This is a genomic window from Flindersiella endophytica, assembly GCF_054779015.1.
The window spans coordinates 549,679-575,024 of sequence record NZ_BAAGYY010000013.1; the positions used below are offsets into that span (position 1 = coordinate 549,679).

Sequence of the window (25,346 nt, forward strand, 5' to 3'; positions counted from 1 at the left end):
CCACGCCCGACAAAAGCAAACCGCAACCCTTGGGACAGGCCCCCGACAAAGACCGACCCCAGCCACTGGGACAGCTCCAAGAACCGCCTATCGCTCCCGGACGACAGTCGCTGGGGTCGGTTCGGCGAGTTCCGGCGCCGCGGCTGCAGGTTCTGGCCCTTCCGTCGCGTGGAGGAGTGGGGTTGTCGATGGCTTACGGCTCAGCCAGGCCACCAGCGCCCCCAGCGCGCCGGCCGCCAACGGGACGTAGAAGCCAGGATGTCCGCCGAAGCGGTCGATCACCTGACCGACCACCGCCGCTCCCAGCGCCACACCGCCGGCCAGGCCGGTCGTCGTCCAGGCGATCCCTTCCGACAACCGCGCTGTCGGCGTGGTCTGCTCCACGATCCCCACCGAGGCGACCAGCGTCGGTGAGATGGCGAAGCCGGCCAGGAACATGAAGACGGCCAGCACTCCGAGGTTGCCGAGGAACGGCAACGGCACCATGGTCAGGGTCATCGCGGTCAGACCGAGGCGGAAGCGGGTAAACGGCGAGCTCTTCAGCTTCATCGTGCCGGTGATCAGTGCCGACAGCATGGACCCGGTCGCCCATCCGGCGATCAGCCAGCCCGCCAGCGCCCGCTCCCCCGCCTCCGACGCGACAGCCACCACGACGATCTCCGCGGAACCGAACAGCACGCCGAGCCCGAAGCAGGCCGCCGTCGCCGGCATCAGGGTTGACCAGTCGAGGGCGGGCTTGGGCCCGCTGTCGTTGGAGCGCGGCTGCACCGGCGGCTGTGTCCGCCGCTGACCGGCGAACACCAGCCCGCCGACCAGTCCGAACACCAGGGCCGATCCCAGCCCGGCCGCCGGGTGGATGCCGGTGGCCAGGAACGTGACCAGCGGCGGCCCCACCATGAACACGACCTCGTCGAACAGCGCCTCGAGCGAGTAGGCCGTGTGCAGCTCGGGCTTCCCCTTCAGCCGGTAGGTCCAGCGCGCACGTACGTAGGACCCGATCTGCGGTGCCGCCGCCCCGGCCAACGCCGCCAGCAGCTGAGGCACGGGTGTCGGAACGCCCGTCTGGATCGCCACCACCAGGAGGCCGAGCGCCACCGACGAACCCACCTGCAGCCCCGGCAGCGCCCGGGCCTGGCCGTAACGGTCGACCAGCCGGGCCTGCAGCGGCCCGAACACAGCCATCGCGATGACGTAGGCCGCGGTGACGGTGCCCGCGATGCCGTAGGAGCCGGTGATGCCGGACACGAGCAGGACGATGCCGAGGCCGATCATCGACATGGGCATCCGGGCCAGCAGCCCGGTCAGTGTGAACGCGAGGCTGCCTGGCAGGTTGAGGATCGTGCGGTACGGCTTGAACACAACTTTGACCCTAGCTTTGAGCACCGACATACGGCCTGCGAATATTGGGCCATGCCCGACAACTACAACGCGTCGTATGACGCCTTGTTGCTGGTTTCGTTCGGTGGTCCGGAAAAACCGGAAGATGTCGTTCCGTTCCTCGAGAACGTCACGCGCGGCCGGGGCATTCCCAAGGAACGCCTGGTCGAGGTCGGCAAGCACTACTACGAGTTCGGCGGCCGCAGCCCGATCAACGACCAGTGCCGGGAGCTGAAGGCCGCGATCGAGGGCGACTTCGCGGCCAACGGCGTCGACCTGCCGGTCTACTGGGGCAACCGCAACTGGGAGCCCTACCTCCCCGACACGTTGCGCCGGCTCCAGGCCGACGGCAAGCAGCGCGTGCTGTGCTTCATCACCTCGGCGTACGCGTCGTACTCCGGCTGCCGCCAGTACCGCGAGAACCTCGCCGCCGCGCTGGAAGAGGTCGGGGGCAGTGCCTCTTACCCAGACCTTCACCTGACCAGGCTTCCCCACTACTTCAACCGCCCCGGCTTCGTCGACCCGTTCGCCGACGGTACGGTCGCCGCGCTCGCGGAGCTGCCGGCCGGGTCGCAGGTCGCGTTCGTCACGCACTCCATCCCGACCGGGATGAACGAGGTCAGCGGCCCGCCCGCGCTCGGCGGTGGCAGGTACGTCGCCGAGCACCTGGACGCGGCCAAGGCGATCGCGGAACGGGTGGAAGCAGCCCGCGGCGAGCCGCTCACGTGGGAGCTGACCTACTGCAGCCGCTCCGGTCCGCCGGCCCAGCCCTGGCTCGAGCCGGACATCAACGACCACCTCGAGGAGCTCGCCAAGCGCGATGTGCCGGGTGTCGCCGTGGTGCCGATCGGGTTCATCTCCGACCACATGGAGGTGATCTACGACCTCGACACCGAGGCGAAGGCGACCGCGGCCGACCTCGGGCTGCCGTACGTCCGCGTGCCCACGCCAGGCGTCGACCCGCGCTTCGTCGCGACCGTATGCGAGCTCGTCCTGGAGGCCGACGCGGCGGCGGCAGGGAACGAGCAGGAGCCGGCCGTGGTCGGTGAGCTCGGGCCGATCTGGTTCAACTGCGTGCCCGGCTGCTGCAAGAACCTCCGGCAGGACCTGCCGACAGCCTGCGACGCCTGACAGGAACCGGCCAGCACAGCGCCTGACACCGCACCACGCCAGCTCGTATTGTCATACAAATGAGACGGCTTGCCAGCGTTGTCATCGGTGTCGTGATCGCTGTTTCGTCCGCCTTGGCGGGACTTTCGGGAGCCGCACCAGCTGGTGCGGCTCCCGCGCTCCCCCGCGGCTCGGAAGACGCACTGGCCAAGGGCTACTACCGCCTCCTGCTGCAGAACACCCGCTTCCAGGAGACGCTCTGGAACGAGGCCGAGGGCACGTACGGCATCGCCAACTGGGACGTGGTCGGTGTGCTCGGCAACGCCGTCCTGCTCGAGTTCGGCACGTACGACGCGGCGATCGCGGGCGTCGACGAGCAGACGCTGCGCGACCACACGATCCGCAGCATCGCCAAGGCAGCCGCCCAGAACCGCTTCGTCGATCCCGGGCACGGCACCTGGGGCGCCTACGTCTACTGGGACGCGGCGTTCGAGGCCTACCTCGTCGCGGCCGCGAAGCTGGTCTGGGACGACCTCGACGCGCAGACCCACGCGAACATCGAGACGATCCTCCGCGGTGAGGCCGACTACCTCGTCCAGGCCGGCGCGAACCCACCGGACCCGAGCCGGGAGGGCGGCACCACCAACGGCCTCATCGGTGGCTATCGGGGGGACACCAAGGCCGAGGAGATGGGCAACCGCACGATGATGCTCGCCGCGGCCGACGCGTACCTCCCGGCCGATCCGAGCGCGGCCGCCCGGCGCGACTGGCTGGACCGCTGGACCGTCAACATGACCGGCCTGCCCGTCGCGGACCAGGTGAACCCGACCGAGATCTCCGGCAAGCCCATCTCGGAGTGGGCGACCGCGCAGAACATCTTCGACACCTACACCAGCGAGAACCACGACACGTGGAACGGCATGTACCAGCAGTCGGCCGGCGCGTATCCCGGCCGCAACCTAGTGCACTACCTGATCTCCGGCCGGCCGGTTCCGACGAGCCAGCTAGCGACGCCGAGCAACGACGAGATGTTCCGCGTGCTCGACCAGCTCGGCACGTCGTCGGGCGTTCCGGCGGAGCACATGATCGGCGATCGCGCGCACCTGTACGGCCGCAGCCTGCTGCCGTTGACGTATCGCGCCGTGGCGTTGGGCGACCGGATGTCGGCGCGCGCGGAGCAGATGCTCGCCGGCGCGCTCGTGCCGTACGTCGAACACCCGCCGGCCGGGCGCCTGATCAAGTTCCAGGCCGGCACGAAGTACGAGACGGAGGCGCGCGCCGAGGTCGCGATGTCGTACCTCCTGCACTACTGGCGCGGCCGGCTCGCCGGTGACGTTTCGCCGGTGTCTGAGCGGGAGTACTTCGCCCGGGCTTCGGGCGTCACCGACTACGGCGAGGTGCCGGGCCTGCTCAACCACCAGACCGCCACCGCGCTGGCGTCCACGATCACCAAGCCGGGTTACGTGAAGTTCGCGTTCCTGCCGCAGCACGACGACTGGTTCGTCAACGCGATCGGCAAGTCGCCGGTGCTGCTGCCGTCGGTCGTCGGCGTGGACGGTGCCAACCGCCGCGCGTACAGCAAGCTGCGCGACGGCATCGACGCCACGGCGACGGTCGTCCGCAGGGGTGACGGCTACGCGGGCTTCACGACGTTGCCGGACGGCTCGGTCGTGTACGCGACCACGGGCACCGGCGACGACGAGGGCTGGCTGCGGCTGTTCAACTTCGAGATGAACGGAGTGCCCGGCCTGGACGGCGACCGCACGTACTACACGAGCGACGGGCAGGTGACGCTCGCCGCCGACGGGCTCGGCGACGGCGGATCCGAGGAGCTGACGTTCCCAGCGACGCAGGCCCGGTACGTACGGATGCAGGGACTGCAGGCGCAGTCGCAGTGGGGCTACTCGATCTACGAGTTCGAGGCTCGCGACGGCGCCGCCGGGGCGAACCTGGCGCTCGGCAAGCCGGCCACCGCCTCGACGTACTTCGGCGACGCGTCGGTGCCGGCCAAGGCGGTCGACGGTGATCGGACGACGCGATGGGCGAACTCCGCCGCCGAACGGACGACCATGAAGGGCTGGTTCGCCGTCGACCTCGGTGCGTCGCGGCGGCTGGACCGGGTGCTGATCCACTGGCAGGAGGACGCCTGGCCGCTCAACTACCGGATCGAGGTCTCCGACGACGGGACCGACTGGCGTACGGTCGCGAGCGTTCCGGACTGGCAGTCGACGTCCGGCACCTGGCTCAACATCGACGGGCGGACCGGTTTCACGATCGCCGGCAGCACGAACCCGATCGGCGTTTCGCCAACCGTGGTGTCGATGTCGCACGGTCCGGCCGCGGGTGCGAACGGCATGGTGGTGCGCGGCTTCCCGGTCCAGACGCCGGCGCAGACCGCGGCGGCCGCCCGGTCGCCCCAGCCGTCCGGCGGGCCCGTACAGGTGCGGTCGGCGCTGAACGGAGACGTGCTGAGCCTGTTCAACCTGTCCGGCTCGGAGGTCGCGAACGCGGCGATCTCCGTTCCACAGCAGGGATCCAGCCGTCGTGTCTACCTCGGCTCGCAGACCACGACGGCGGCCGGAACCACCTACCAGGCAACCCTCGCGGCCGGGTCGGCTGCTGTCGAGGCACCGCGATTCGTGGTCGGTGCCGACGGTTCGATCGCCGGGCTCGGGGTCGACGTGGCCGACTCGCGTACGGTCACCGTCACCAACCGGTCCAACGCGGACCGGGCCCGCGTCACCCTGACGTCGGCGGCGACCGGTGAGCGGCGTACGGTCTCGGTCGCGCGTGGTACGTCGGTCCAGGTGCCTTTCTCCCAAGGCCTTCGGACGCCGGCGAACGACCTGGCGCTCGGCCGGACCACCTATCCGTCGTCTCCTCTGCCGCCGGGCATGAGCGACCCCGACCGCGCGGTCGACGGGAATCCGGAGACGGCCTGGACGCCCGGAGGGGCCGATCGCAGGCTGGTCGTCAACCTCGGCACCGCCCGAGCCGTCGAACGGGTCGATCCAGTCTGGTCCGACGGCCGCAAGGCCGCGTACACGATCGAAACCTCGACCGACGGCGTGACCTGGATCCCGTTCACCGCTGGGGCAACGGCGAAGTACGTCTCCGTCCGGGTCACGGGGTGGAAGGCCGGCGCCGCTTCGCTCGGCGAACTCAGCGCGCACTAGTTAGGCTGCGCCGGTGCGAAAGTCGACCGGTGTGTCCATCGTCGTGGGGCTGGTAGCCGCCTCCCTTGCGGGCTGCCAGCACGCGGACTCGCACGAGCCGGCTCCGAGCCCGACCTCGCGTGTCTCCGTGTCGGATCCGAACGTCGTGGTGCTCCGGGCCATCCGGACCGGTGGCGACTTCGGCGTCCGGAGCGCCGGCGAGGTGCCCGACTTCTCGTTGTACGCCGACCGGCTCTTCATCACGCACGACGAGGATGGTGTGCCGTTGTCGGTACGCCTCGAGCCGGCGGAGTTCGACAACCTGATCTCCGCGGCGGACGCGGCCGGCCTGGGCAAGCCGCGCCGGCTGGCCAAACCGTCAGGTGAGCCCGCGATCCCCGATGCCACAGACCTCTCGTTCGTGTTCGCGCCGGATGGAAAGGCCCGCGACACCTTTGTTCAGGGCATCGAATACGAAGGCACCGACCGGGATCGGTTGGCGGACCTCTACGACGAGTTGCTGGACAACGCGCCGAGCGATGACGAGACGTACGAAACGGATCGTGTGACGCTGCTGAGCGAGCAGCTGATTCCGCCGGAGGAGGATCCCGGGATCCCGTGGCCGCTGCGCGTTCAGCCGGTCCGGCCGAGCTCCTACCGTCCGACCTGCCAGCGCCTCGATCCGAAGGACACCGAAACCCTCACCGATCTCCTTGCCGGCAACCCGGAGGCGCTGCTGTGGGCTCACCGGATCGGCCAGTTCCAGGTCCGGATGCGTCCACTCCTTCCGGACGAACGTGGCTGCGAGGACCTGTTCGACGTCGAGCCGGTGTGACGCGCTAGCGGTGCAGGTCGGCCGCGCCGGCCTCGAGCAGCAGGGCGTAGAGCTCGTCGAACACGCCGGGAGCGGCGGCGACGGCCAACCGTCCGTCGGCGGGCTCGCCGGGGAGGCCTGCGGTGCGTACGCCTGCTTCTTCGGCGATCAGCAGGCCGGCCGCGAGGTCCCACGGCTTCAGGCCGACTTCGTAGAACGCGTCCAGCCGGCCGCACGCCACGCCGCACAGGTCGATCGCGGCGGCGCCGATCCGTCGGATGTCGCGCACGGTCGGCAGGACGCGCGTCAGCAGCTGAGCCTGCCGGGCTCGCAACGCGGCGTCGTACCAGAAGCCTGTGCCCACGAGGGTCTGGCCGAGGTCGGTGACGGGGTTCGCCGACACGCTCCGGCCGTTGAGGAACGCGCCACCACCGCGTACGGCCGTCCAGGCCTCGCCGGTCGGCGGGCAGAACACGACGCCCGCGACCGTCTGGCCGGAGACCGTGGCGGCGATGCTCACGCCGTAGGCCGGGATGCCGTAGAGGTAGTTGACCGTGCCGTCGAGCGGATCGACCACCCAGGTCACTCCCGACGTACCGGACACGTCGTCGCCTTCTTCGCCGAGGAACGCGTCGTCGGGACGAACGGCCCGCAGGCGTTGCCGGATGAGGCTTTCGGACGCGGTGTCGGCAGCCGTCACGACGTCGGTCGGGCTGGACTTGACCGCGGCTACCGGGATGCGTTCGCTCTTGCTCGCGTACGCCACCAGCAACTCGCCGGCCTCGTGAGCGATTTCCTCGGCAAGTGGCAGTAACTCCGAAGCCGATTGGGAGTTAGTTGGGATATCCGTTCCACTCATGCCTTCCATGATTCCCGGACAATTCAAGATCAAGGTGACGCATAACGGAACGGACCGTGTCTGATCGACCGGGTCGCGTAACGCAACGTTTTGTACCATCATGGATGTCGTCCGTAACCGTAGGGCCGGGGAGGACACCATCACTGGCAGGCAACACGGCGGTGCGCATCTGCCGCCCCAGGACAGCCCGGGCAAGGGCGCCAGAGTAGGCATGGGCGTGCTCGGGGGCTGTGGCGTGGCCACAGCCGTCGTGTTCGCGCTGATCGGCGTGTTCGGCAGCAACCACAACGGCACCGTGCCTCAGGCAGCCGCCACCGGCCCCGAAGAGGAACGGCAGAGCCAGCCCGTCGCACGCAAGACGCGAACCAGCCAGGCGACCCAGCCCGACGGCAGCACGCTGAAGTCACCGGCACCCAACGGTCCCGCGATGACCGAGCTCTGGTCCGGCGACTACAAGCTCCGCATGGGCAGCAACTTCGAGCTCGACAAGGGCGACCAACCGGTCCAGAGCAAAGGCTCCACCAACGAGCTCTGGGTCGACAACCTCGGCGATGCCGGCTACGTCGTGTTCACCGAAGCCGCCATCGCCCCCTGGGATCTCATCGGCCGAGACCCCACCCCTCAGCAATGCCAGCGCACCGTCCAGTCCGGCGGCACCACCCAGATGGACGTCACCATCGGCGACGCCGGCCGGGGCATCTGCGTCCGCAGCAGCGACGGCAACCGATACGCCTACTTCAGCCTCACCACCGTCAACCGCTCCGCCATCTCCGGAACCCTCACCCTCTGGACCACCGGCGACCAACCCTAGAGCGAAAGATGCCGCCGCAGGGCGTCGTCGAGTTCGGACAGGGTCTCGGGTGGGACGCTACCCAGCCGGCGGCTGAACCGGCGGACGGAGATGGTGCGGACCTGCTCGGCCTGCGCCTTGGAGTCGGAGGCCAGGCCGCAGTCGGCGGCCGGCAGCAGGACGTGAAACGGATAGATCCGGGCGATGTTGGACGTGACCGGCACGACCGTGAGGACGCCCTTGCCGGAACGCTCGGCCGCCCGGTTGGCAGCGTTGTTGCTCACGATGACAGCCGGCCTGGTCTTGTTGGCTTCCGAGCCGCGGACCGGCTCGAGGTCAACGAGGTAGACGTCGCCGCGGCGCATCGGCTGGTTCTGAGACAGCGGCGGGCAGGCCGTCGGCGACCGTGGACTCCCAGCCGGAGGACTCCGGGCTGTCGTCCCACTCCTGCCAGGCCTCGGCGTAGTCGGCCTCGAGCTGCGACTCGCGCAGCAACGCGATCGCGTCGTGGATGGCAGCAGAACGCGACTCGACGCCCGGGTGCTTGTGCGCGTATTCGTCGAGGAAGCCGACGTCAGTCACGGTCAGACTGACACTGATCTTCATACCGACGATGCTACCACCGGTCGTACCACCGATGCCACCCAAGTAGTCCTCAGAACAGAGTGTCCGCCTCAGGCTCCGGCTCCGGCTCGGGCTCCGGAGCCGCCGAGCCGAGCCAGGTGCCGCTGGTGCCGACCGTCAGCAGCCGCTGGGTCGCCCGGGTCAGTACGACATAGAGCGTCCGCCTGCCCACCGGGCTCTCGCCCGCGATCGCACCCGGCTCGACGACGACCACCGCGTCGAACTCCAGACCCTTGCTCGCCAGGCCGGACAGCACCGCCACCCGGTCGCCGCGTTCCGAGGCCTCGAGCTTGGCCAGCCACTCCTCGACCTCCGCCTGCCGCGAGCCGGTCGTGATCACGCCGATCGTCCCCTCGACGGCCGGCAGCAACTCACGGACGGCCGCCAGGACCGCACCGGGCAGCTCGCCTTCACCACCGACGACGACGTGCTCCGGCGACTGGCCGGTACGCCGCACCGCGGTCGGCAGCTTCACTTCCGGGAACTCCCGCTCGATCACCGACCCCGCCAGCTCGAAGATCTCGGCGGAGTTGCGGTAGTTGGTGCTGAGGGTGAACGTCCGCCGGGGTCGCTTGCCGAGCGCCACCTCCTGCGCCTTCGCGGCTTCGGCGGCATCCGGCCACGAGCTCTGCGCCGGATCGCCCACGATCGTCCAGCTGGCCCGGGCGCCACGCCGCCCCAGCATGCGCCACTGCATCGGCGAGAGGTCCTGCGCCTCGTCGATGAGCACGTGCGCGTAGCCGTCGTACTGTTCCGCCGGCTCCGCCCGCCGTGCCGGCCCGCGGTCGCCGTAGGTCCGCAGCTCCATCACGTTGTACTCGTCGAAGATGTCCTCGGGATCCTCCACCCGCGGCGGAGGCGGCGGATCGCCCAGCAGGAAGTGCAGCTCGTCGAGCAACGGCACGTCCTGTACGGAGTAGCTAGCGCTCCCCGCCCACGACCGGGCCAGCCGGTCGGCCTCTGCCGAACGCAGCACGCCCTTGGCGTAAGCCGCCAGCTTCGCCGGATCGCGCAGCCACTCGAAGACCTCGACCGCGGTCAACGGCGGCCACCAGGCGTCGACGAAGTCGGTGAACTCGTCGCGGTCGAGCAGGTCGGCGTCGAACTCCTCGCGCTCGACACCGATCCCGGACTCCCCCGCGGCGGCGTTCGCCTTGCGCCACAAGGCGTTCTGCAGCGAGCGTACGGCATCGCGGCGAGCGGGGTTGGGCTTGGCCGAGCCGCGCAGCACGTTGTGGCGCAGGTTCGCCAGCTCGCCGGCATTGAGCCGGAGGATCCGGCCGGTGAGGTAGATCCGCAGCTCGTGCGGCGTGCCCGGCGGGGTGTCGCGGACCGCGCGGGCCAGCACGGTGCGCATCCGCAAGGAGCCCTTGACGACACCGAGGTCGTACGGGTCGGTCCGGTCGGCCGTCACGCCGTCCATCACCTCACCGATCGACCGCAGCGTCGCCTCGGTCTCGCCGAGCGACGGCAGCACGCGCTCGATGTAGTTCATGAAGACGCCCGACGGCCCGACGATCAGCACGCCACCGTTGCTGATCCGCCGCCGGTCGGTGTAGAGGAGGTACGCGGCCCGGTGCAGCGCGACGACGGTCTTGCCGGTGCCCGGCCCGCCGCTGATCAGCGTCGCGCCCTTGCCAGGCGCACGGATGATCTCGTCCTGCTCGCGCTGGATCGTCGACACGATGTCGCGCATCTGCCGGCCGCGAGCAGCCGTGAGCGCGGCCATCAGCGCGCCGTCGCCGAGCACCACCAGCTCGTCGCCCGCGGCGTCGGCGTCGAGCAGGTCGTCCTCGAGCCCGATCACCTGCTGGCCTCGGGTGCGCAGCACCCGGCGGCGGATCACGCCCATCGGACGGACAGGCGTCGCCTGGTAGAAGACGGCCGCGGCCGGCGCGCGCCAGTCGACGACGAGCGGCTCCTGGTCCTCGTCGCGGATGCCGATCCGCCCGACGTAACGCACCACGCCGCTGGTCTGGTCGAGCCGGCCGAACACCAGCCCTTCGCGCTGGGCGTCGAGCACCGCCAGCCGGCGGACGGCGTTGTCGACCATCACGTCGCGCTCGTACAGCGTGCGGTAGTCGTCTTCCTTGATCTCGCCGGTGTAGTCGAGCTGCCCGCGCTCGCGACCGGCCCGCTCAGCATCGGAGGCGCGCTCGACCAGCTCGTCGAGCCGCTTGTAGACACGGTCGACGTAGTTCTGCTCGTGCTCCATCTCGGCCTGCTGAACCGACGCGTGGTCAGCGGCCGAGGCCGAAGAGGAAGAGGTCGTACGACCCACGAAGGAATACCCCCGCTCGCCATGAAACCGTCCGGGAAACGGTCCATTCTACGGCGGATCACACATCGGCTCGACTCAGGCGGACAAAAGAGGCGAGAAAGCCCAGCGCGCAGGCAACGGCCGCGGCGACCAGCGGCACCGCGTTCCACGACCCGCCGGTCCGGGCCACGAGGACAGCGCTCGCGACCGCGGCACCGAACGTCGCGCCAGACTGGCGGGCGGCGTTGAACAGGCCCCCGACCGCACCGGCGACGCCTGCCGGAGCGTGGCCGAGGGCGTACGCCGTGAGCGCCGGCAGCGTCCAGGAGACTCCGAGTCCGCAGCCCAGCAACGCGACTTCGAGCAGGTACGGCTGCTCGCCGGCGAGCGCGCAGGCCACGCCCCCGAGGCCGAGTGCCGACGCGGCCAGGCCGAGCCGGATCGGTACGAGCGCACCGAAGCGGTTCACCAGGAGCCCGGTGGCCAGCGGGTTGAGCGCCATCAGCAGCGTCATCGGAAGCAGCGTGAGTCCCGTCGTCAGGGCGTCAGCATGCGACGACAGCGGAACGACGAACAGGATCGTGAGGAGGGCGTAGTTGACGACCGCGCCCCAGGCGAACGCCGTCCAGACGGGCCGATTGCGCCGCAGTGTGCCGGGTACGAGCGGGCTGCTGGACCGGCTGTCGGCCCGCACAGTCACCAGGCCGAGCAGGAGAGCCGCGAAGCCGGCCAGGCCGCTCGTCGTCCAGTGCAGCCGGCCGGCCTCTGTCACCGCGAGGGTCAGCGTGGCCAGCACCGCCACCAGCCCCAGATGAGGCGCCAGGTCGAGCGCACGCGCCTGTGCCGGCGTGGCGATCCGGCCCCGGCACAGGAGCAGCACGACGACCGACAGCGGCAGGTTCACCACGAACACCGCCCGCCAGCCCGCGAGCTCGACCAGCCAGCCGCCGAGTACCGGACCGGCCGCCATCGCGGCTCCGCTGACCGACGCCCACACGCTGATCGCTCGCGTCCTGGCAGAGGAGTCCGGATAGAGGTGGGTCAGGATCGCCATCGAACTGGGAATGATCGCCGCGGCCAGCAACCCCAGGACAGCCCGGCTCACCAGCAGCGCCGGAAGGCCGGGCGCGAGGGCACAGGCGAGCGACCCGATCCCGAACCCGGCGCTGCCGATGCCGAACACCCGCCCGGCGCCGAAGCGGCCGGCCAGGCTGCCGCCGGCGACGAGAGCGGATGCCAGCGCCATCGTGTACGCCGTGGTCGCCCAGCCGACGCCGATCACGTCAGTGTGCAAAGAGGCGATCAGGTCCGGCTCGGCCACGGCGAGCACGGTCGTGTCGAGCAGAACCATGAAGTACGCCAGGGAGACGCCGGCCAACGCGGGCCGGGCGCCGCGGGCTTGGCGCGGTCTCGTCAGGGTGGGTTCCACGCCGTCAGGTTCGTACACGACCGCCGGCTGACTCGACCGGCTGAGCCGGATCCGGCGTTCGGAAACTCCGAACACCCTCACGTACGCTCGTTCGGCGTGAACCTCGATCACCTGCGTACCGCGATCGCGCTGGTCCGGCACGGCTCTGTCAACCGGACCGCGGCAGCGGAGGGTTTGGCACCGTCGTCGGTCTCCGACCGCGTACGCCGGCTCGAGAGCGATCTCGGTGCGCGCCTGTTCAGCCGCGACCACCGCGGCATGCATCCGACCGCGGCCGGACGGGCCTTCCTCGCCGAAGCGGAGACCGCGCTGGCCGGACTGGAGGCGGCGACGCGGCACCTGTCCGGATCGACCGTGGCTGTCACCGTCGGCGCCCAGGCCAGCGTCGCCGACTCGCTCCTGCCAGCCGTACTCGACGGCTTCGCCGCCCGGCAACCCGGCCTGCACGCGACGATCCGGCCGGAAACCGACCGGTCCCGGCTGCTCGCCGCCCTCGTACGCGACGAGGTGGACGCCGCGGTCCTGCTCGACACCGGGCCGGACCTCGGCGACCTCGGATACCCCACCCCGGACGCACCGCTGGAGTTCCTCGACCTCCGCGAGGTTCCCATGGTCGCGGTCGCCTGTCCGGGCCACTCGCTCGCCGGGCGGCCGGTCACGGTCGCCGACCTGCGCGACGGCGCCGAGCTGATCGGCCGGGAGTCCCGCTGCTCGTTCTGGATGGCGACCCGGCGCTGGCTCGGGCCGGACATCGATCTCACCGCGGTCGGCGGTCTCGCACAGGTACGCGAGTGGGTCGCCGACGGGCGAGGCGTCGCCGTCCTGCCGGACTTCGCCGTCCTCGGCGACCTCGAACGCGGCCGGCTCGTCGCGCTCGACGTCGTCCCACCATCGCTTCGGCTACGCCTGGCCTGGCGCGAGTCTCGTGGCGACCGGGAGCCCGTGCGATCACTGCTGTACGCCGTCTCGCAGGCGTGAGCGCGCCTACGAGTTCACCCTCCACTCCAAGATCCCGACCGATCCGGCACCACTCGTCAGCGCGGCCCGCAGCCGCGTGGTGTTCACAGCCGGGAACGTCACGTGGTTGAAGGCGTTGAGCGCGCGGTTGAACGCGCTCGCGCCCGGCACGTCGGCGTAGGCGCTGCCGTTCCAGTACTGCAGCCGCCAGGCCGACGGGATCCGCACGCCCCCGCCGTCGTCGAAGAAGTAGACGTCGGCGGCGCTGATCGACTGCGCGGACGGCCAGGTCAGCTCCGCCCACTGCGCACCGGTGTTCGGCCAGGTGCCCCAGCGCGGATTCGCGGTGTCGTTGGAGCTCGATGGCGTGAACCCGTCGTTGAGCGCGGCCACCGACTCCCATGGCGAGGTGTACGACGCCGACGGCGTGGCAGAGCCCGCGATGTTCAGTGGCCCGCCGACCTGGGTGACCGCCACCACGACGTCGGACGTCGCGGACTGGGCGCCGTCGGAGGCGGTGAGGCGCAGCGTGTACGTGCCGACGGCCGAGAACGTGGCGACGGACGTGCTCGCGTTCGGCGCGCTGAACGACACCGAGCCGGGCCCGCTCACCGCCGACCAGGTGCTGGAGAGCGTCGCGTTCGGCAGCGCGTCGTCCTTGACGGTGCCGAGCAGGCGAACCTGGCCGGGCTGGTTGTACGCCGGGTCGCGGCGGGCCAGCGCGTACGGCGCCTGGTTGACCGACGCGGGCGGCGTGCCGGAGGTGTTGTAGACCTTCAGCTCGGTCAGGCCGGTCTTGAAACCAGGCCGGTGTGTCATCAGGATCCGCACTCGTTGCGCGGTGACCGACGGGAACCGCACCCGGTTGTAGTTCGACCTGGGTGCCGCAGGGCTCCTTGCCTGGTTCGGAATCGTCACCCAGGTGCTGCCGTCGAAGTACTGGATCTGGTACATCGCCGGCTCGGCGTAGCCGTTCGTCGCGCGGTTGTCGCGGAAGTGCGCACGAACGTCGTCGAACGTCTGCGGCGAGCCGAGGTTCACCTCGTACCAGTCCTGCGCGTTCGGCGACCCCAGGCTCCCCCAGAACGGCTCGTTGATCGTGAAGCCGTCGACCGCACCGGCGAGGCTCGTGCTGCTCGCGGTGAACGACGCCGTGGCAGTACGCCCGGCCGCCAGGTTGGCCGGCGGGGTCCCGGCCGTCAGGTCCACCCCGGCTTTGGCGAACAGGTCCACGACCCGCGGCTCGGACCGCACGACCTGCGCAGGTGCCTGCAGGCCCGGCATCGCGACGTTGAACGCGACCGTGCCTGTCGTCGTCACCGCTCCGGTGTCGGGGTTCCAGGTCAACGGGACGAGGGAGTTCACGGTCACCGCGCGGTTGCCGTTGACGTAGATCGAGTAGCCCTGCGGCACGCCGGGATAGCGCACAACGCCGTCCGCCGGGTCGTCCCACACGATCGTCAGGTCGCTGTTGCGGTAACGCAGGTTGTCGACCGTGAAGTGCGACCAGCCGATGTCGATCGGCGACAGCTCGACCTGGTTGTCGTTGCGTGGCCGCAGGCCCGCGACGTCCTCGATCACGGTCCAGTTGCTGCTGCCGAGGATCGTGTGGTGGATGAACGAGCGGTAGCCGATCGACGAGCCGTTCCAGTTCGCCCAGTACTCGTTGGCGTCCGGCCACGCGGTGTTGCCTCCGACGAACTGCGCCCAGGCGTTCCAGTACAGCAGCTTCTTGTAGTTCTCGTTGGTGATGTACGGGCTCGGGTAGTTGCGCAGCGCCGAGGAGTACAGGCGGAACTGCACAGTCGAGTTGATCTGCGAGAAGTTGTTGGTGCCCGGGTTTCCGGCCGCCGCCTTGTCGCGCTGGTTCGCGGTGTAGAACGGGAAGAGCGGGTACTCGGCCGGGTCGTTCATCAGCCGCAGTGCCTCACGGTAGGTCGCGGTGTTCGGCATCAACCCGACGCTGTACGGATAGAAGTTGTTGATCTCCTTCCAGGGAACGAGCGCGTTGGTCGCGACGTGCCGGTGCTGCGGCACCTGTGCGATCGGGTTCCAGAGCACGTTGACGACGGCGTTGCGCACGTTGTTCGCGATCGTGCGCATCTCGTTCGCCTTGGCGGTGTTGCCGACCGCTTCGTACGCCTGCGCCGATGCCAGCGCGTTGCTGTAGACGTAGGCCGATTCGGTGCGGTCCAGCCGGCCGGCACGCCAGTCGAACGACACGGCGTCGGCGTCGTTGCCGGTCAGCGCTCCCGAGTCGTACTCGATCAGGTTGTTGTGGTCCTCGTCGTAGAAGCTGAGCTGGCCCTTGACGTCCTGCTCGGCGTAGTGGGCGAGGTTGCCGGCGATCGCGGGCTGGCCGCCGTGGATCTGGTAGCTGCGCCAGGCCGCCTCCGAGATGTACTGCGTGTAGCTGTTGGACCAGTTCTCCGGGTCACCGGGATTGTCCACGTAGCGGCCGTTCTTCGACACCTCGCCGGCCGAGACCCATGGGCCGTAGGAGTACATCGGGTCGCGCAGGTACTTCAGGTCGTCGATGAACATCGGCACCGTGAGCACGATCGCGTTGTTGTAGCCGAGCGCTCCCTCCACCGATGTCGGCCACTGGTAGTCCTGGCCGGGGATGTCGGCGTCGAGGTAGTTGAAGCGCGTCAGCCACCAGCGGTAGTAGATCTGCTTCTTGATGGCGGGTTCGGGAACGTCGATGTACGGCAGGTTTCTCGCCCACCAGAGGTTGTAGGCACGTACGTGGGTGGCGAACGCGTTCGCCGGAGTCATCCCGCGATAGGAGTTGTACTCCGTCAGCGAGTCGGGGATCTCCTCGGTGACGAAGCCCATCGTCACCTTGGTCTGGACGGTCCCGCCCGCGGCGACCGTGACCGAGCGGGTCAGGTCGGTGCCACTGACCGCGAACCCGTCGCCGGACAGCCGCGGGAACACCGTGGTGAGCCGGTTCTTCGCGTCGACGGTGCCGGTGAGTTCGTTGCCCGCGGGCGTCTTGGTGTACGGCGAGGTCGCGCGCAACGTAAGCGTCTGCGAGCTGGACCCGGTGTTCACGACGTTGAGGTTGGTGACCGCGACGTTGTTGTTGGTGATGAACTTGGTCACCTCGAGGCGGATCGAACCGCTGGTGTAGACGCCCTTCCAGTGGCTGGGTGCCTGCCAGCGCGAGGCGACCTGCTCGGTGAACGTGCCGGGCGAGACCGTCACGGCGTAGGCGTTCTCGTTGCTGATGCTCTCCCAGTAGGCGACCTGGCCGCCGAAGCCGATGACCGACGGCGAGTGGGTCTTCATGAACAACGCGCGCCCGCGCGTCATCAGCCAGGTGCCGGCCGGGTCGTTGCCGGATCGCGCCAGCAGCCGGTCCATCCAGAAGTCGGTGCCCGCGCTCTCGGCGTCGTAGATGGCCTGCATCATGTTGCCGGTCGTGTAGCTCACGGGCGGAGCCGGAACCGCGGGCCCGCTGAACGTGGGATACCCGATGGTCTGTGCGGCGGCGGCCGGCGGTGCGGAGATCGCGAGGGTGCCCGCGACCAGCAGCGCGGCGGCCGTGCCACGCGCGAACGTACGCATGGTTCGTCGCCCCTCTGAGGGTCTATGGCGTCTGCAGTGCCAACCACTCCAGGACTCCGGTGGAGAAGCCGGACCTGGAGGTGAGGGAGAGCCGCAGGCGGGTGGTGGGCGGTTGCGTGCCGCCGCCGCTGGTCTGCACGACCTTCTGCATGGTGCCGTCGGCGTTCCAGTAGAGCTTGTCGAGCGTCACCGAGCGCCGGAAGTTACCGCCGCCGGGTGCGTTGGCGTTGTGGTAGACCATGTACCACTGGCCGTTGAACTCGATGATGGCCGGATGGTTGGTGGTCGAGCTCACCTGGTCCAGCACGATGCCGCGATGCGTCCACGGGCCCATCGGGTTGCTCGCGGTGGCGTAGCGGATGCAGGCGTAGCCGGGCGCGGAGCACGCCGAGTCGTTGGCGGAGTAGGCCAGGTAGTACACCCCGTTGCGCTTGAACAGCCACGGCGCCTCCCAGAAGGTGCTGACGCCCTGAGGTGTGACGACCGGGCCGTTCAGCGAGATCATGTCGGAGTTGAGCCGGGCAGCGCGCAGGCCGTAGTACGAGCCCCAGTAGATGTAGGCCTGGCCGTCGTCGTCGACGAAGACGGTCGGGTCGATGGTGAGCGGCGAGGAGTTCGGCGTGCTGTCGGAGATCATCGGGCTGCCCTTGGCATCGGTGAACGGGCCGGTCGGGCTGTTGCCGACAGCTACGCCGATGTCCATCCAGCCGGCGCCGTTGCCGTTCACGGGGATGTACCAGTAGTAGCGGCCGTCGCGTGGCTCGACCTCGCCGGCCCAGGCGTCGGCGCCGGCCCAGGAGAAGGTGGAGATCGACAGCCGCGCTCCCTGGTCGGTCCAGGTGGTCGCCTCGGTGGAGCTGAACACGTGCCAGTCGCGCATCACGAAGTTCGATCCGTTCGGTGGCGCCTCATCGTGGCCGGTGTAGAGATAGAGCGAGTTGCCCACCACGAGCGCTGCGGGATCCGCGGTGTAGATCGCGGCGGTGATCGGGCTGCCCGCTCGCACCGGCGAGGCGGACGCGATCAGCACTGCGAACGCGAGGCTTCCGGCAGCAGCCAAGGTCGTACGTCGTGCCATGGCTGTCGCTCCTGACACGCCCGGCCGGGCTCCTTGCTTTCCTACGTGTAACCGGCCGGCCTCGTGTCGTCAAAGAGTTTCGACAGATTCGACGGCAAAGGTTTTCACGAGTTTCCTTGGGCCCTGACCTCCGCCACGATCCGGTCGACGGACGGCAGGTAGGCGGTCTCGAGCGGGTACGCGTACGGGACCGGAGTGTCGTCGGCGGAGATCAGCAGCGGAGGCGCGTCGAACAGGAAGAAATGGTGCTCGAGCAGCCGCGCGATCAGCCGCGCCGCCCAGCCTCCGGTGCCCGGCGCCTCCGTCACGACGACCAGCTTCGAGGTCTCGCGCAGGCTTTCCTCCAGCGTGCCCTCGTCGAACGGTGTCAGCGTGCGCGGGTCGATGACCGTGGCCTGGATCCCATCCCCTGCGAGGATCTCGGCGGCCTCCAGCGTGCGATGCAACATCAGCTGGGTGGCGACGATCGTCACATCGCCACCCAGCCGGACGATCTGCGCCTGCCCCCACCGTAGGGTCTGGTCGGACAGCGCGCCCGGCATCCGCAGTAACGCCTTGTGGGCGAACACCAGTGCCGGGTTGTCGTCGCGGATTCCGCCGCGGACCAGGGCGTAGGCGTCCGAAGCGGTGGCCGGGACGGCGACCTTCAGGCCGGGCACGCCGGCGAACCAGTTCTCGGCGGCGGACGACTGCCCGGCGGCGTAACCCGCACCTGCGCCGCCCGCGGCGATCACCGTGACCGGCACGGTGACCTGGCCTCCGGTCAGGTAACGGTGGCTCGCCAAGCCGTCGACGAGGTGCTCGAACGCCGCCGCCATGAGGTCACCGAACCCGAGGTCGACGACCGGGCGCAGACCGGCCATCGCGGCGCCGGCGGCGGTCGCGACCAGCGCCCGTTCGGTCTTGGGTGCTTCGCGGACCCGATCCGGCCCGAACCGTTCGAGCAACCCGGCCGCCGAGCGCAAGGTCCCGTCATCGAGGTCCGGCCGGACGCCGAGTACGACAACAGCAGGATCTCGCGTCAGTTCGTCGGCGACGGCCGCGGCGATGGCCTGCCGGTAGGTCAGGTTGGCGGGTAACGGCGTCACACCCACACATCCTCGAAGCGGCGCTTGACGTCGACCTCCGGCCACGCCATCGCCACCCGCAACGCGAGGTCCATCTCGCCGGCCGTCTCGTGGCGCAGCGCCACCAGGTCGCCGGGCGCCACCACGTTGCCGGACAGCAGCTCGGTCTCCAGGTGGCCGATCGGGTCCTGGCCGTGCACCACGCCGGCGTCGATCACGGTGGGACCCCACCCGGACCGCGCCCGCTCGATGGCGTCTCGAGCGGCGGCTCGTACCGCGAACACGTCGTTACCGTCGACGTGCACGCCGGTCGAGCCGTACGCCCGGCGCTCGTCGGGGTGTTCGTTCTCCAGCACGAAGACCACGGGCAGCCGCCAGCCGACTGCGAGGCAGAGGCTCTCGTGGAACAAGCCGGTGTCGGCGGTCCCCGGCCGCGCATGCGCGACGGCGACCCGGCCGGTCCGACGTTGCTGGGCGGCCAGGGCATGGCCGCAGGCCAGGGGCAACTCGTTGCCGAACACCGCGCCGGCGGCGTACACCCCGACCGAGACGTCGGTCAGGTTGGCGGATCCGCCGTGCCCCTTGCAGAGCCCGTGCTGCCGGCCGATCAGCTCGCCGAAGCACCGGTCCGGCGCCGCACCACGCGCGATCAGCGGCGTCCGGGCGTACGTGGCCACGGTGTCGCCTTCCTTGAGCGCGGCACACAGGCCGACCACGACACCTTCGTTGCCCTGGCGGGCGCGGGTGTGGCCGGGCACGAACCCGTTGGCGGCCAGCGAGGGGATCTGGTCCTCGAAGGCACGGGCGCGCAGCATGTGCCGCAACAGGTCCACCGTCAGATGCACGGGGGCCGTTCTATCAGACCGCGCCGATCTGGGTACGCGGGCCGCAGCCCCGTGCGGCGCGCCTCTGGCGAATGGTGGCCAGGCGTGGAAAGATCATCAGAGTGTTAGGTGCACTTGTCCGAATTGTCATCACGGCGATCGCGCTCTTCGTCTCGACGCTGATCGTGCCGGGCATCGAGCTCGGCGGTGAAACCGCTGCTGGGAAGATCGGCACACTGCTGGTGGTCGCGCTGCTGTTCGGCGTGATCAACGGCGTCCTGAAACCGATCATCCAGGCGCTGGGTTGCGGGTTCTACATCCTGACCCTGGGCCTGATCGCCCTTGTGGTGAACGCCTTGCTGTTCTTGTTGGTGGGCACCCTGGCCGGTGAGCTGAACCTCAGCTTCGAGGTCGACGGCTTCTGGGCCGGCTTCTTCGGCGCGATCGTGGTGGCGCTGGTCAGCTTCCTGCTGAGCGTCTTCATGCCCGACAAGCTGAAGAGCTAGCCGGCAGCCAGCCGGGCCGCCGACCTTCCCCACCCCATCGGATCGTCGCCGGCCGGCACGGTCTGCAACGTCCGCCACAGGACGAGCACGTCCAACCACGTCCCTTCCGCCTGCGACAGCGGCCGAACCGCCTGGTAGCCGGAGAGGAAGGCGGCCTGTGTCTCCGCCGACACCGGCCCCCAGTTGTGGTAACGCGTGCCGAGCAAAACCATGGCATCCGGCCATCCCCCCGCCGCCCCGCCTCCGACTCGAGCCACCCGCCAACGCGTTGGGCGAGCGAACCCATTCTCGACGCCCCAAACCGCTCCGCGCCGGGATAGCCGGCCAACGCCACGTGCAGCCCAGCCAAAACAGCACCGGCAGCGCGAACCTGCACCACCTCGCCGACGTCCAACGGCACGCCGCCCAACTCCCGCCGCAACCCAACCGACTTGCCGTCGGCCTCGACCTGCCAACGCCCATCCCGCGCACGAACCGGCGCCGACACCGGCACCCCACGATCACCAAGCCATCCCAGCAACCTGGCGACCTCCACCAACCGCTCATGCGCCCCGGCTACGACCGAAGACTTCGCATCGACACACCCGCAAGTACAGCACAACAACCTCACCCAAGCACTCACACACAGCACACTCAACGAACATGCGCGTGCGCCAAGCACAATCCAAGTCCCGCTTTCCGGTTCCTCGCCTGTCGGACGCGGCATGCTTGCATTTGGCCGGCGATGCCCAGGGATGCAAGGCCAAAGCCAAAGCAGACCGAGGCCGAGCAGCCTTGCATCCCTGGGCAGCGTCGGCTAAACCTTCGGTGACGTGTCCGACAGGCGAGGGGCCGGAAAGCCCCGGTTCCGAACCCGAGTGTCCGGCCCGCCGGAGGCCACCCAAAAGGCCCATCGCCACAAGCCAAGTCGAGCCCAAAACAACAAAGAACCGAACCCGGGACGACGCCGAACCTCAGCCATCCCCCTTGTGCATCACCGCGTAGTGACACGCCGCCGAATGCGCCTCCCGCAGCTCCGACAGCTCCGGATCCACCCGCCCACACACCTCCATCGCCACCGGACACCGCGGCATGAACCGGCACCCCGGCTCCGGATCCACCACCCGCGGCGGCTCCCCGCTGTCAGCCGTCTCCCCGAGCTCCATCCACGGATCCGGCGCCGCCGACAGCAACAACTGCGTGTAGGGATGCTGCGGATTCGCCAGCACCTCCTCCGAAGGCCCGCTCTCCACCACATGCCCGGCGTACATCACCAGCATCCGATCCGCCACGTACCGCGCTGACGCCAGATCGTGCGTGATGTACAGGAACGAGACCCCCTCCTCCTCCCGCAGCTTCGCCATCAGGTTCAACAACCCCACCCGAATCGACACGTCCAGCATCGACACGGGCTCGTCCGCCAGGATCACGTCCGGCCGGCAGGCCAGCGCCGCCGCGAAGCCCACCCGCTGCCGCTGCCCACCCGACAGCTCGTACGGATACTTGTGCATCACCTCCGAAGCCGGCGTCAGCCCGACTTCCTCCAGCAGCCGCTGGGTCTCAGCCTCCCGCTGCGCCCGCGACAGCTCCGGCCGATGCAGCTTCAAAGACCGCATGATCGGATGCGCGGCCTGATAGATCGGGCTCAGCGAGCTGTACGGATCCTGGAAGACCATCTGCACGCGCCGCCGGTACTCCAGCTTCCGCCGCCGCGAACGCAACGAGGCCACCGGCTGCCCGCGGAACGAGATCTCGCCGCCGGTCACGGGGTACAGCAGCGCCAGCAGCCGGGCGATCGTACTCTTCCCGCTGCCACTTTCCCCTACCAGAGCGACGATCTCCCGCTCGCCGATCGCCAGGTCCACCCCGTCGACGGCGTGCAACGTCTGTCGCCCAAGCGCTCCCCCGACCTTGAAGTGCCGGGTCAACCCCTTGGCCTCCAACACGGCCTCAGCCATCTCGGCCCTCCGTAACATCGCCGTAGAGGTGGCACCGCACGATGTCGGCGGTCTCGATCTGGTACTCCTCCGGCGGAAGCGTGTCGCACGGCTCGAACCGCTTCGGGCAACGCGGATGGAACCGGCATCCCTTCGGCGGATGCCGCAGGTCGGGCGGACTGCCGGGGATCCCCGTCAGCGGCCGGCGTTCCCCGCGGATCGACGGGAAGGCGCCCAGCAGCCCCACGCTGTAAGGATGCCGAGGCGTACGGAACACCTCCCGGGTGGCGCCCAACTCCACGACCTGTCCCGCGTACATGATCGCCAGCCGGTCGGAGAAGTGGCTCACCAACGACATGTCGTGCGTCACGAAGAGCACCGCGAACCCGAACTCCTGCTGCAACTTCTTTACCCGCTGCATCAGCGACCGCTGCGCAACGACGTCCAGAGCCGACGTCGGCTCGTCCATGATGACCAGGTCGGGCCGGAACACCAGCGCCATCGCGATCATCGCGCGCTGGCGCATACCGCCGGACAGCTGGTGCGGATAGCTTCGCAGGTGTACGACGTCGATGCCGACCAGCCGCAGCACTTCCTCGCAACGCGAACGCGCCGCCTCCTTCGACAGCTGCTCGTGCGCCAGGATCGCGTCGGTCAGCTGCGCCTCGATCGTCAGCACGGGGTTCAGCGCGTTCATCGCACTCTGCATGACGACCGACAGGTCGCGCCACCGGATGTGCCGCAGCTCGTCCTCGCTGAGCCCCACCATGTCTGTGCCGGAGAACGTCACCGAGCCCGACACGATCCGCGCCGGCGGGCTCAGCAGCCGGGCGATCGCGTAGAGCAGCGTCGACTTCCCGCAGCCGGACTCGCCGACGATGCCGACGAACTCGCCCTTGTGCACCGTCAAGCTCACGTTGTCGACGGCCCGGACCGGCTCGTCCACACCGTAGTCGACGACGAGGTCGCTGACCTCCAGCAGAGCTGTGCTTACGCCGGCCCCGCGGCCTGCGGCCGCACTCGCCCACCCCACTCCTTCACACTGTACGGACACGGCGTGCCTTCCTACCCGGCGGCCGAAGCGCGGGATTGCTCACCTCGTCGAACGCGTAGTTGATCAGCGAGAAACTCGCCGCCAGCAACGCGATGCAGAGCCCGGGCGCCAGGTCCCACAGCGGGACGCCGGTCTGCAGGGCCTCGTTGTTCTCCGCCCAGTGCATCATCGAGCCCCAGCTGATCTGGCTGACGTCGCCGAGTCCGATGAACTGCAGGCCCGCCACCGCGAGGATGCCACCGACCGCGGCACCCAGGAAGTTGGCGATCAGTAGCCCGGTCATCGTCGGCAGGATCTCGAACACGATGGTGTACCACGTGCGCTCGCCTCGCACGCGCGCCGCTTCGAGGAACTCGCGGTTACGCAAGGACAGCGCCTGCGCGCGGAACTGCCGGGCACCGTACGCCCAGCTGGTGAACGCGATCACTGCCACCATCACCAGCACACCGCCGCCGCGGATGTACGACGTGATGACGATCAGCAGCGGCAGGCCCGGAATCACCAGGAAGATGTCGGTGACCAACGAGAGCACGTGGTCGGCGACGTTGCCGATGTACGCCGCGGCCACACCGAGCAGCGCCGACACGACCGTCGCCGCCGCGCCGACCAGCAGCGCGATCAGCAACGACTCCCTCGCACCGTAGACCAGCTGGGAGAAGATGTCCTGGCCGTACGACGTGGTGCCGAGCCAGTGGCCGCCCGACGGTCCTTCGCTGACGCCGAAGCTGTCGTCCTTCGGGTCGAAGGGTGCGATGATCGAGGCGAACAGGGCCATCAGCACGAAGACGCCGAGGATGCAGACGCCGGTCAACGCCTTCGGGTTGCGGAGTACCGCGACCGCGAGGTTTCCCAGCGCACTGCGTTGCCTTCGGGATCCCGGGGTCGCCTCCAGAGAAGGCGCCTCCGGGGAAACAGTGCTGGGTTGCGTGCCCGTCATCCGTCACCCCTTTCCACGCGTTCGCGGGTCGAGCAGGTACGTGATCCCGTCAGCCACCAGCACCGACAGCAGCGTCGCGGTCGTCACCAGCAGGAACAGCCCCTGCATCAACGGATAGTCCTGGCCCTCCACGGCCTGGACGAACTGGAAACCCACGCCTGGATAGGCGAACACGATCTCGACCAGCAACGCACCGCTGATCACGAAGCCGAGCGACATCGCGAACCCCGTGAGGTTCGGCAGCACGGCGTTGCGGCTGGCGTACTGCAGCATGATGCGGCCGCTGCCGAGTCCCTTGGCCCGCGCCATCTTGATGTAGTCCTCGTTGAGCACGCCGATCATCGTGTTGCGCATGGTCAGGATCCAGCCGCCGATCGACGTCAGCACGATCGTGAGCGCCGGAAGGAACGCGTGCTCGACGATGCTCACGATCGTCGGCCAGTCGAACGAGAGACCTTCGTCGACGTTGTAGCCGAAGCCGACCGGGAAGATGCCGAGCACGACCGCGAACACGTAGATGAACAGCAAACCCACCCAGAAGAACGGCAGACCGCCGATGACGATGAAGATGGGCGGCAGCACGCTGTCGAGCAGCCCGCCCCGGCGCCAGGCGGAGAGCGCGCCGAGGAACGTCCCCAGCACGAACGCGATGATCAGCGTCGCGCCGACCAGCCCGAGCGTCCACGGCATCGCCAGCCCGATCACGTGCGTAACGGTGTCGGGGTAGTACGTGATCGACGAGCCGAAGTCGAACCGGAACACCTGGCCCCAGTAGTCGAGATACTGCTTCCAGAGCGGGGCATCGGTGTTGACGCCCAGCATGATCTCCAGCGACTGGCGCGCCCTCGGGTCGATCTGGCCCTTCATCCGCGCCATCAGTGCGGCGACCGGATCGCCTGGCATCATGCGCGGCAGCAGGAAGTTGATGCTGACCGCCGCCCAGAACGTCACTACGAAGAATTCCAGGCGGCGGATCAGTCGAGGCATGCTCCTTGTTCCCTTACTAGTCCCTTACT

General features: G+C 69.1%; 21 protein-coding genes. 6 read left to right on the plus strand and 15 right to left on the minus strand.

Annotation, left to right across the window (positions count from 1 at the left end):
* Positions 1-87: 87 nt before the first annotated feature.
* A complete protein-coding gene (locus tag ACYVF6_RS14870) occupies positions 88-1,359 on the minus strand; it encodes an MFS transporter (RefSeq protein ID WP_460521390.1) in 1,272 nt (423 codons plus the stop codon).
* Positions 1,360-1,410: 51 nt separating this feature from the next.
* Between ACYVF6_RS14870 and ACYVF6_RS14875 the strand changes: the two genes are divergently transcribed.
* From ACYVF6_RS14875 to ACYVF6_RS14885, 3 genes are read left to right on the plus strand one after another with little or no spacing between them, the layout of a single operon-like run.
* The gene (locus ACYVF6_RS14875; RefSeq protein ID WP_460521392.1) at positions 1,411-2,508 is read left to right on the plus strand and encodes a ferrochelatase; all 1,098 of its coding nucleotides are present in this window, start codon (positions 1,411-1,413) and stop codon (positions 2,506-2,508) included.
* A 59-nt stretch (positions 2,509-2,567) separates the two neighbouring features.
* On the plus strand, positions 2,568-5,663 hold the full coding sequence (locus tag ACYVF6_RS14880; RefSeq protein ID WP_460521394.1) for a discoidin domain-containing protein: 3,096 nt from the start codon (positions 2,568-2,570) through the stop codon (positions 5,661-5,663).
* A gap of 13 nt (positions 5,664-5,676) precedes the next feature.
* Positions 5,677-6,477 (plus strand): hypothetical protein, encoded by an 801-nt coding sequence (locus ACYVF6_RS14885; protein ID WP_460521396.1) that lies wholly within the window; start codon positions 5,677-5,679, stop codon positions 6,475-6,477.
* 4 nt (positions 6,478-6,481) lie between these two features.
* Here ACYVF6_RS14885 and ACYVF6_RS14890 read toward each other — a convergent pair whose 3' ends face one another.
* Positions 6,482-7,315: an inositol monophosphatase family protein gene (locus tag ACYVF6_RS14890; protein ID WP_460521398.1), complete on the minus strand. Its 834-nt coding sequence runs from the start codon at positions 7,313-7,315 to the stop codon at positions 6,482-6,484.
* Between the two features lie 100 nt (positions 7,316-7,415).
* Between ACYVF6_RS14890 and ACYVF6_RS14895 the strand changes: the two genes are divergently transcribed.
* Positions 7,416-8,126, plus strand: a complete 711-nt coding sequence (locus ACYVF6_RS14895) for a hypothetical protein (protein ID WP_460521400.1) — start codon at positions 7,416-7,418, stop codon at positions 8,124-8,126.
* Here the strand turns inward: ACYVF6_RS14895 and ACYVF6_RS14900 are convergent.
* From ACYVF6_RS14900 to ACYVF6_RS14915, 4 genes are all read right to left on the minus strand, one after another.
* Positions 8,123-8,470, minus strand: a complete 348-nt coding sequence (locus ACYVF6_RS14900) for a type II toxin-antitoxin system PemK/MazF family toxin (RefSeq protein WP_460521402.1) — start codon at positions 8,468-8,470, stop codon at positions 8,123-8,125. The genes ACYVF6_RS14895 and ACYVF6_RS14900 overlap by 4 nt on opposite strands.
* Positions 8,442-8,711, minus strand: coding sequence for an antitoxin (locus ACYVF6_RS14905; RefSeq protein WP_460521404.1), 270 nt, complete (start codon positions 8,709-8,711; stop codon positions 8,442-8,444). Before ACYVF6_RS14905 ends, ACYVF6_RS14900 begins: the two co-directional genes overlap by 29 nt.
* 49 nt (positions 8,712-8,760) lie before the next feature.
* On the minus strand, positions 8,761-10,944 hold the full coding sequence (locus ACYVF6_RS14910; protein WP_460521406.1) for a HelD family protein: 2,184 nt from the start codon (positions 10,942-10,944) through the stop codon (positions 8,761-8,763).
* A 124-nt stretch (positions 10,945-11,068) separates the two neighbouring features.
* Positions 11,069-12,499, minus strand: coding sequence for an MFS transporter (locus ACYVF6_RS14915; RefSeq protein ID WP_460521409.1), 1,431 nt, complete (start codon positions 12,497-12,499; stop codon positions 11,069-11,071).
* A gap of 15 nt (positions 12,500-12,514) precedes the next feature.
* Here ACYVF6_RS14915 and ACYVF6_RS14920 point away from each other — a divergent pair, with 15 nt between their 5' ends.
* Positions 12,515-13,396: a LysR family transcriptional regulator gene (locus tag ACYVF6_RS14920; protein ID WP_460521411.1), complete on the plus strand. Its 882-nt coding sequence runs from the start codon at positions 12,515-12,517 to the stop codon at positions 13,394-13,396.
* A 6-nt stretch (positions 13,397-13,402) separates the two neighbouring features.
* Here the strand turns inward: ACYVF6_RS14920 and ACYVF6_RS14925 are convergent, their stop codons facing one another.
* The 4 genes from ACYVF6_RS14925 to ACYVF6_RS14940 all read right to left on the minus strand — a co-directional run bounded on the left by ACYVF6_RS14925 (position 13,403) and on the right by ACYVF6_RS14940 (position 19,938).
* Positions 13,403-16,948 (minus strand): discoidin domain-containing protein, encoded by a 3,546-nt coding sequence (locus tag ACYVF6_RS14925; protein WP_460521413.1) that lies wholly within the window; start codon positions 16,946-16,948, stop codon positions 13,403-13,405.
* A 22-nt stretch (positions 16,949-16,970) separates the two neighbouring features.
* Positions 16,971-18,026: a glycoside hydrolase family 43 protein gene (locus ACYVF6_RS14930; protein WP_460521415.1), complete on the minus strand. Its 1,056-nt coding sequence runs from the start codon at positions 18,024-18,026 to the stop codon at positions 16,971-16,973.
* 104 nt (positions 18,027-18,130) lie between these two features.
* Entirely contained in the window at positions 18,131-19,114 is a 984-nt protein-coding gene (locus tag ACYVF6_RS14935) for an alpha-ketoacid dehydrogenase subunit beta (RefSeq protein ID WP_460521417.1), read from the minus strand.
* Complete coding sequence (locus ACYVF6_RS14940) at positions 19,111-19,938, minus strand: thiamine pyrophosphate-dependent enzyme (RefSeq protein ID WP_460521419.1); 828 nt, start codon at positions 19,936-19,938, stop codon at positions 19,111-19,113. The genes ACYVF6_RS14935 and ACYVF6_RS14940 overlap by 4 nt, the downstream gene beginning before the upstream one ends.
* A gap of 101 nt (positions 19,939-20,039) precedes the next feature.
* On the opposite strand from ACYVF6_RS14940, the gene ACYVF6_RS14945 reads away from it, so the two are divergent.
* The gene (locus ACYVF6_RS14945) at positions 20,040-20,423 is read left to right on the plus strand and encodes a phage holin family protein (protein WP_460521422.1); all 384 of its coding nucleotides are present in this window, start codon (positions 20,040-20,042) and stop codon (positions 20,421-20,423) included.
* On the opposite strand, the gene ACYVF6_RS14950 is transcribed toward ACYVF6_RS14945, so the two are convergent.
* The 5 genes from ACYVF6_RS14950 to ACYVF6_RS14970 all read right to left on the minus strand — a co-directional run bounded on the left by ACYVF6_RS14950 (position 20,420) and on the right by ACYVF6_RS14970 (position 25,317).
* The gene (locus tag ACYVF6_RS14950) at positions 20,420-20,635 is read right to left on the minus strand and encodes a hypothetical protein (protein ID WP_460521424.1); all 216 of its coding nucleotides are present in this window, start codon (positions 20,633-20,635) and stop codon (positions 20,420-20,422) included. The two genes, ACYVF6_RS14945 and ACYVF6_RS14950, sit on opposite strands and share 4 nt — an antisense overlap.
* A 741-nt stretch (positions 20,636-21,376) precedes the next feature.
* Positions 21,377-22,360: an ABC transporter ATP-binding protein gene (locus ACYVF6_RS14955; RefSeq protein ID WP_460521426.1), complete on the minus strand. Its 984-nt coding sequence runs from the start codon at positions 22,358-22,360 to the stop codon at positions 21,377-21,379.
* Positions 22,353-23,372, minus strand: a complete 1,020-nt coding sequence (locus ACYVF6_RS14960) for an ABC transporter ATP-binding protein (protein ID WP_460521429.1) — start codon at positions 23,370-23,372, stop codon at positions 22,353-22,355. The genes ACYVF6_RS14955 and ACYVF6_RS14960 overlap by 8 nt, the downstream gene beginning before the upstream one ends.
* Positions 23,373-23,376: 4 nt before the next feature.
* Positions 23,377-24,330, minus strand: coding sequence for an ABC transporter permease (locus ACYVF6_RS14965; RefSeq protein WP_460521431.1), 954 nt, complete (start codon positions 24,328-24,330; stop codon positions 23,377-23,379).
* Positions 24,331-24,333: 3 nt separating this feature from the next.
* Complete coding sequence (locus ACYVF6_RS14970; RefSeq protein WP_460521433.1) at positions 24,334-25,317, minus strand: ABC transporter permease; 984 nt, start codon at positions 25,315-25,317, stop codon at positions 24,334-24,336.
* Positions 25,318-25,346: the final 29 nt, after the last annotated feature.

Excerpts from the sequence above, each read along its gene's own strand:
- ACYVF6_RS14930 (WP_460521415.1), bottom strand. The coding sequence starts at position 18,026 with ATGGCACGACGTACGACCTTGGCTGCTGCCGGAAGCCTCGCGTTCGCA.
- ACYVF6_RS14875 (WP_460521392.1), top strand. The coding sequence starts at position 1,411 with ATGCCCGACAACTACAACGCGTCGTATGACGCCTTGTTGCTGGTTTCG.
- ACYVF6_RS14970 (WP_460521433.1), bottom strand. The coding sequence starts at position 25,317 with ATGCCTCGACTGATCCGCCGCCTGGAATTCTTCGTAGTGACGTTCTGG.
- ACYVF6_RS14890 (WP_460521398.1), bottom strand. The coding sequence starts at position 7,315 with ATGAGTGGAACGGATATCCCAACTAACTCCCAATCGGCTTCGGAGTTA.
- ACYVF6_RS14905 (WP_460521404.1), bottom strand. The coding sequence starts at position 8,711 with ATGAAGATCAGTGTCAGTCTGACCGTGACTGACGTCGGCTTCCTCGAC.
- ACYVF6_RS14900 (WP_460521402.1), bottom strand. The coding sequence starts at position 8,470 with ATGCGCCGCGGCGACGTCTACCTCGTTGACCTCGAGCCGGTCCGCGGC.
- ACYVF6_RS14965 (WP_460521431.1), bottom strand. The coding sequence starts at position 24,330 with ATGACGGGCACGCAACCCAGCACTGTTTCCCCGGAGGCGCCTTCTCTG.
- ACYVF6_RS14895 (WP_460521400.1), top strand. The coding sequence starts at position 7,416 with ATGGATGTCGTCCGTAACCGTAGGGCCGGGGAGGACACCATCACTGGC.
- ACYVF6_RS14925 (WP_460521413.1), bottom strand. The coding sequence starts at position 16,948 with ATGCGTACGTTCGCGCGTGGCACGGCCGCCGCGCTGCTGGTCGCGGGC.
- ACYVF6_RS14955 (WP_460521426.1), bottom strand. The coding sequence starts at position 22,360 with ATGGCTGAGGCCGTGTTGGAGGCCAAGGGGTTGACCCGGCACTTCAAG.
- ACYVF6_RS14910 (WP_460521406.1), bottom strand. The coding sequence starts at position 10,944 with ATGGAGCACGAGCAGAACTACGTCGACCGTGTCTACAAGCGGCTCGAC.
- ACYVF6_RS14950 (WP_460521424.1), bottom strand. The coding sequence starts at position 20,635 with ATGGTTTTGCTCGGCACGCGTTACCACAACTGGGGGCCGGTGTCGGCG.
- ACYVF6_RS14880 (WP_460521394.1), top strand. The coding sequence starts at position 2,568 with ATGAGACGGCTTGCCAGCGTTGTCATCGGTGTCGTGATCGCTGTTTCG.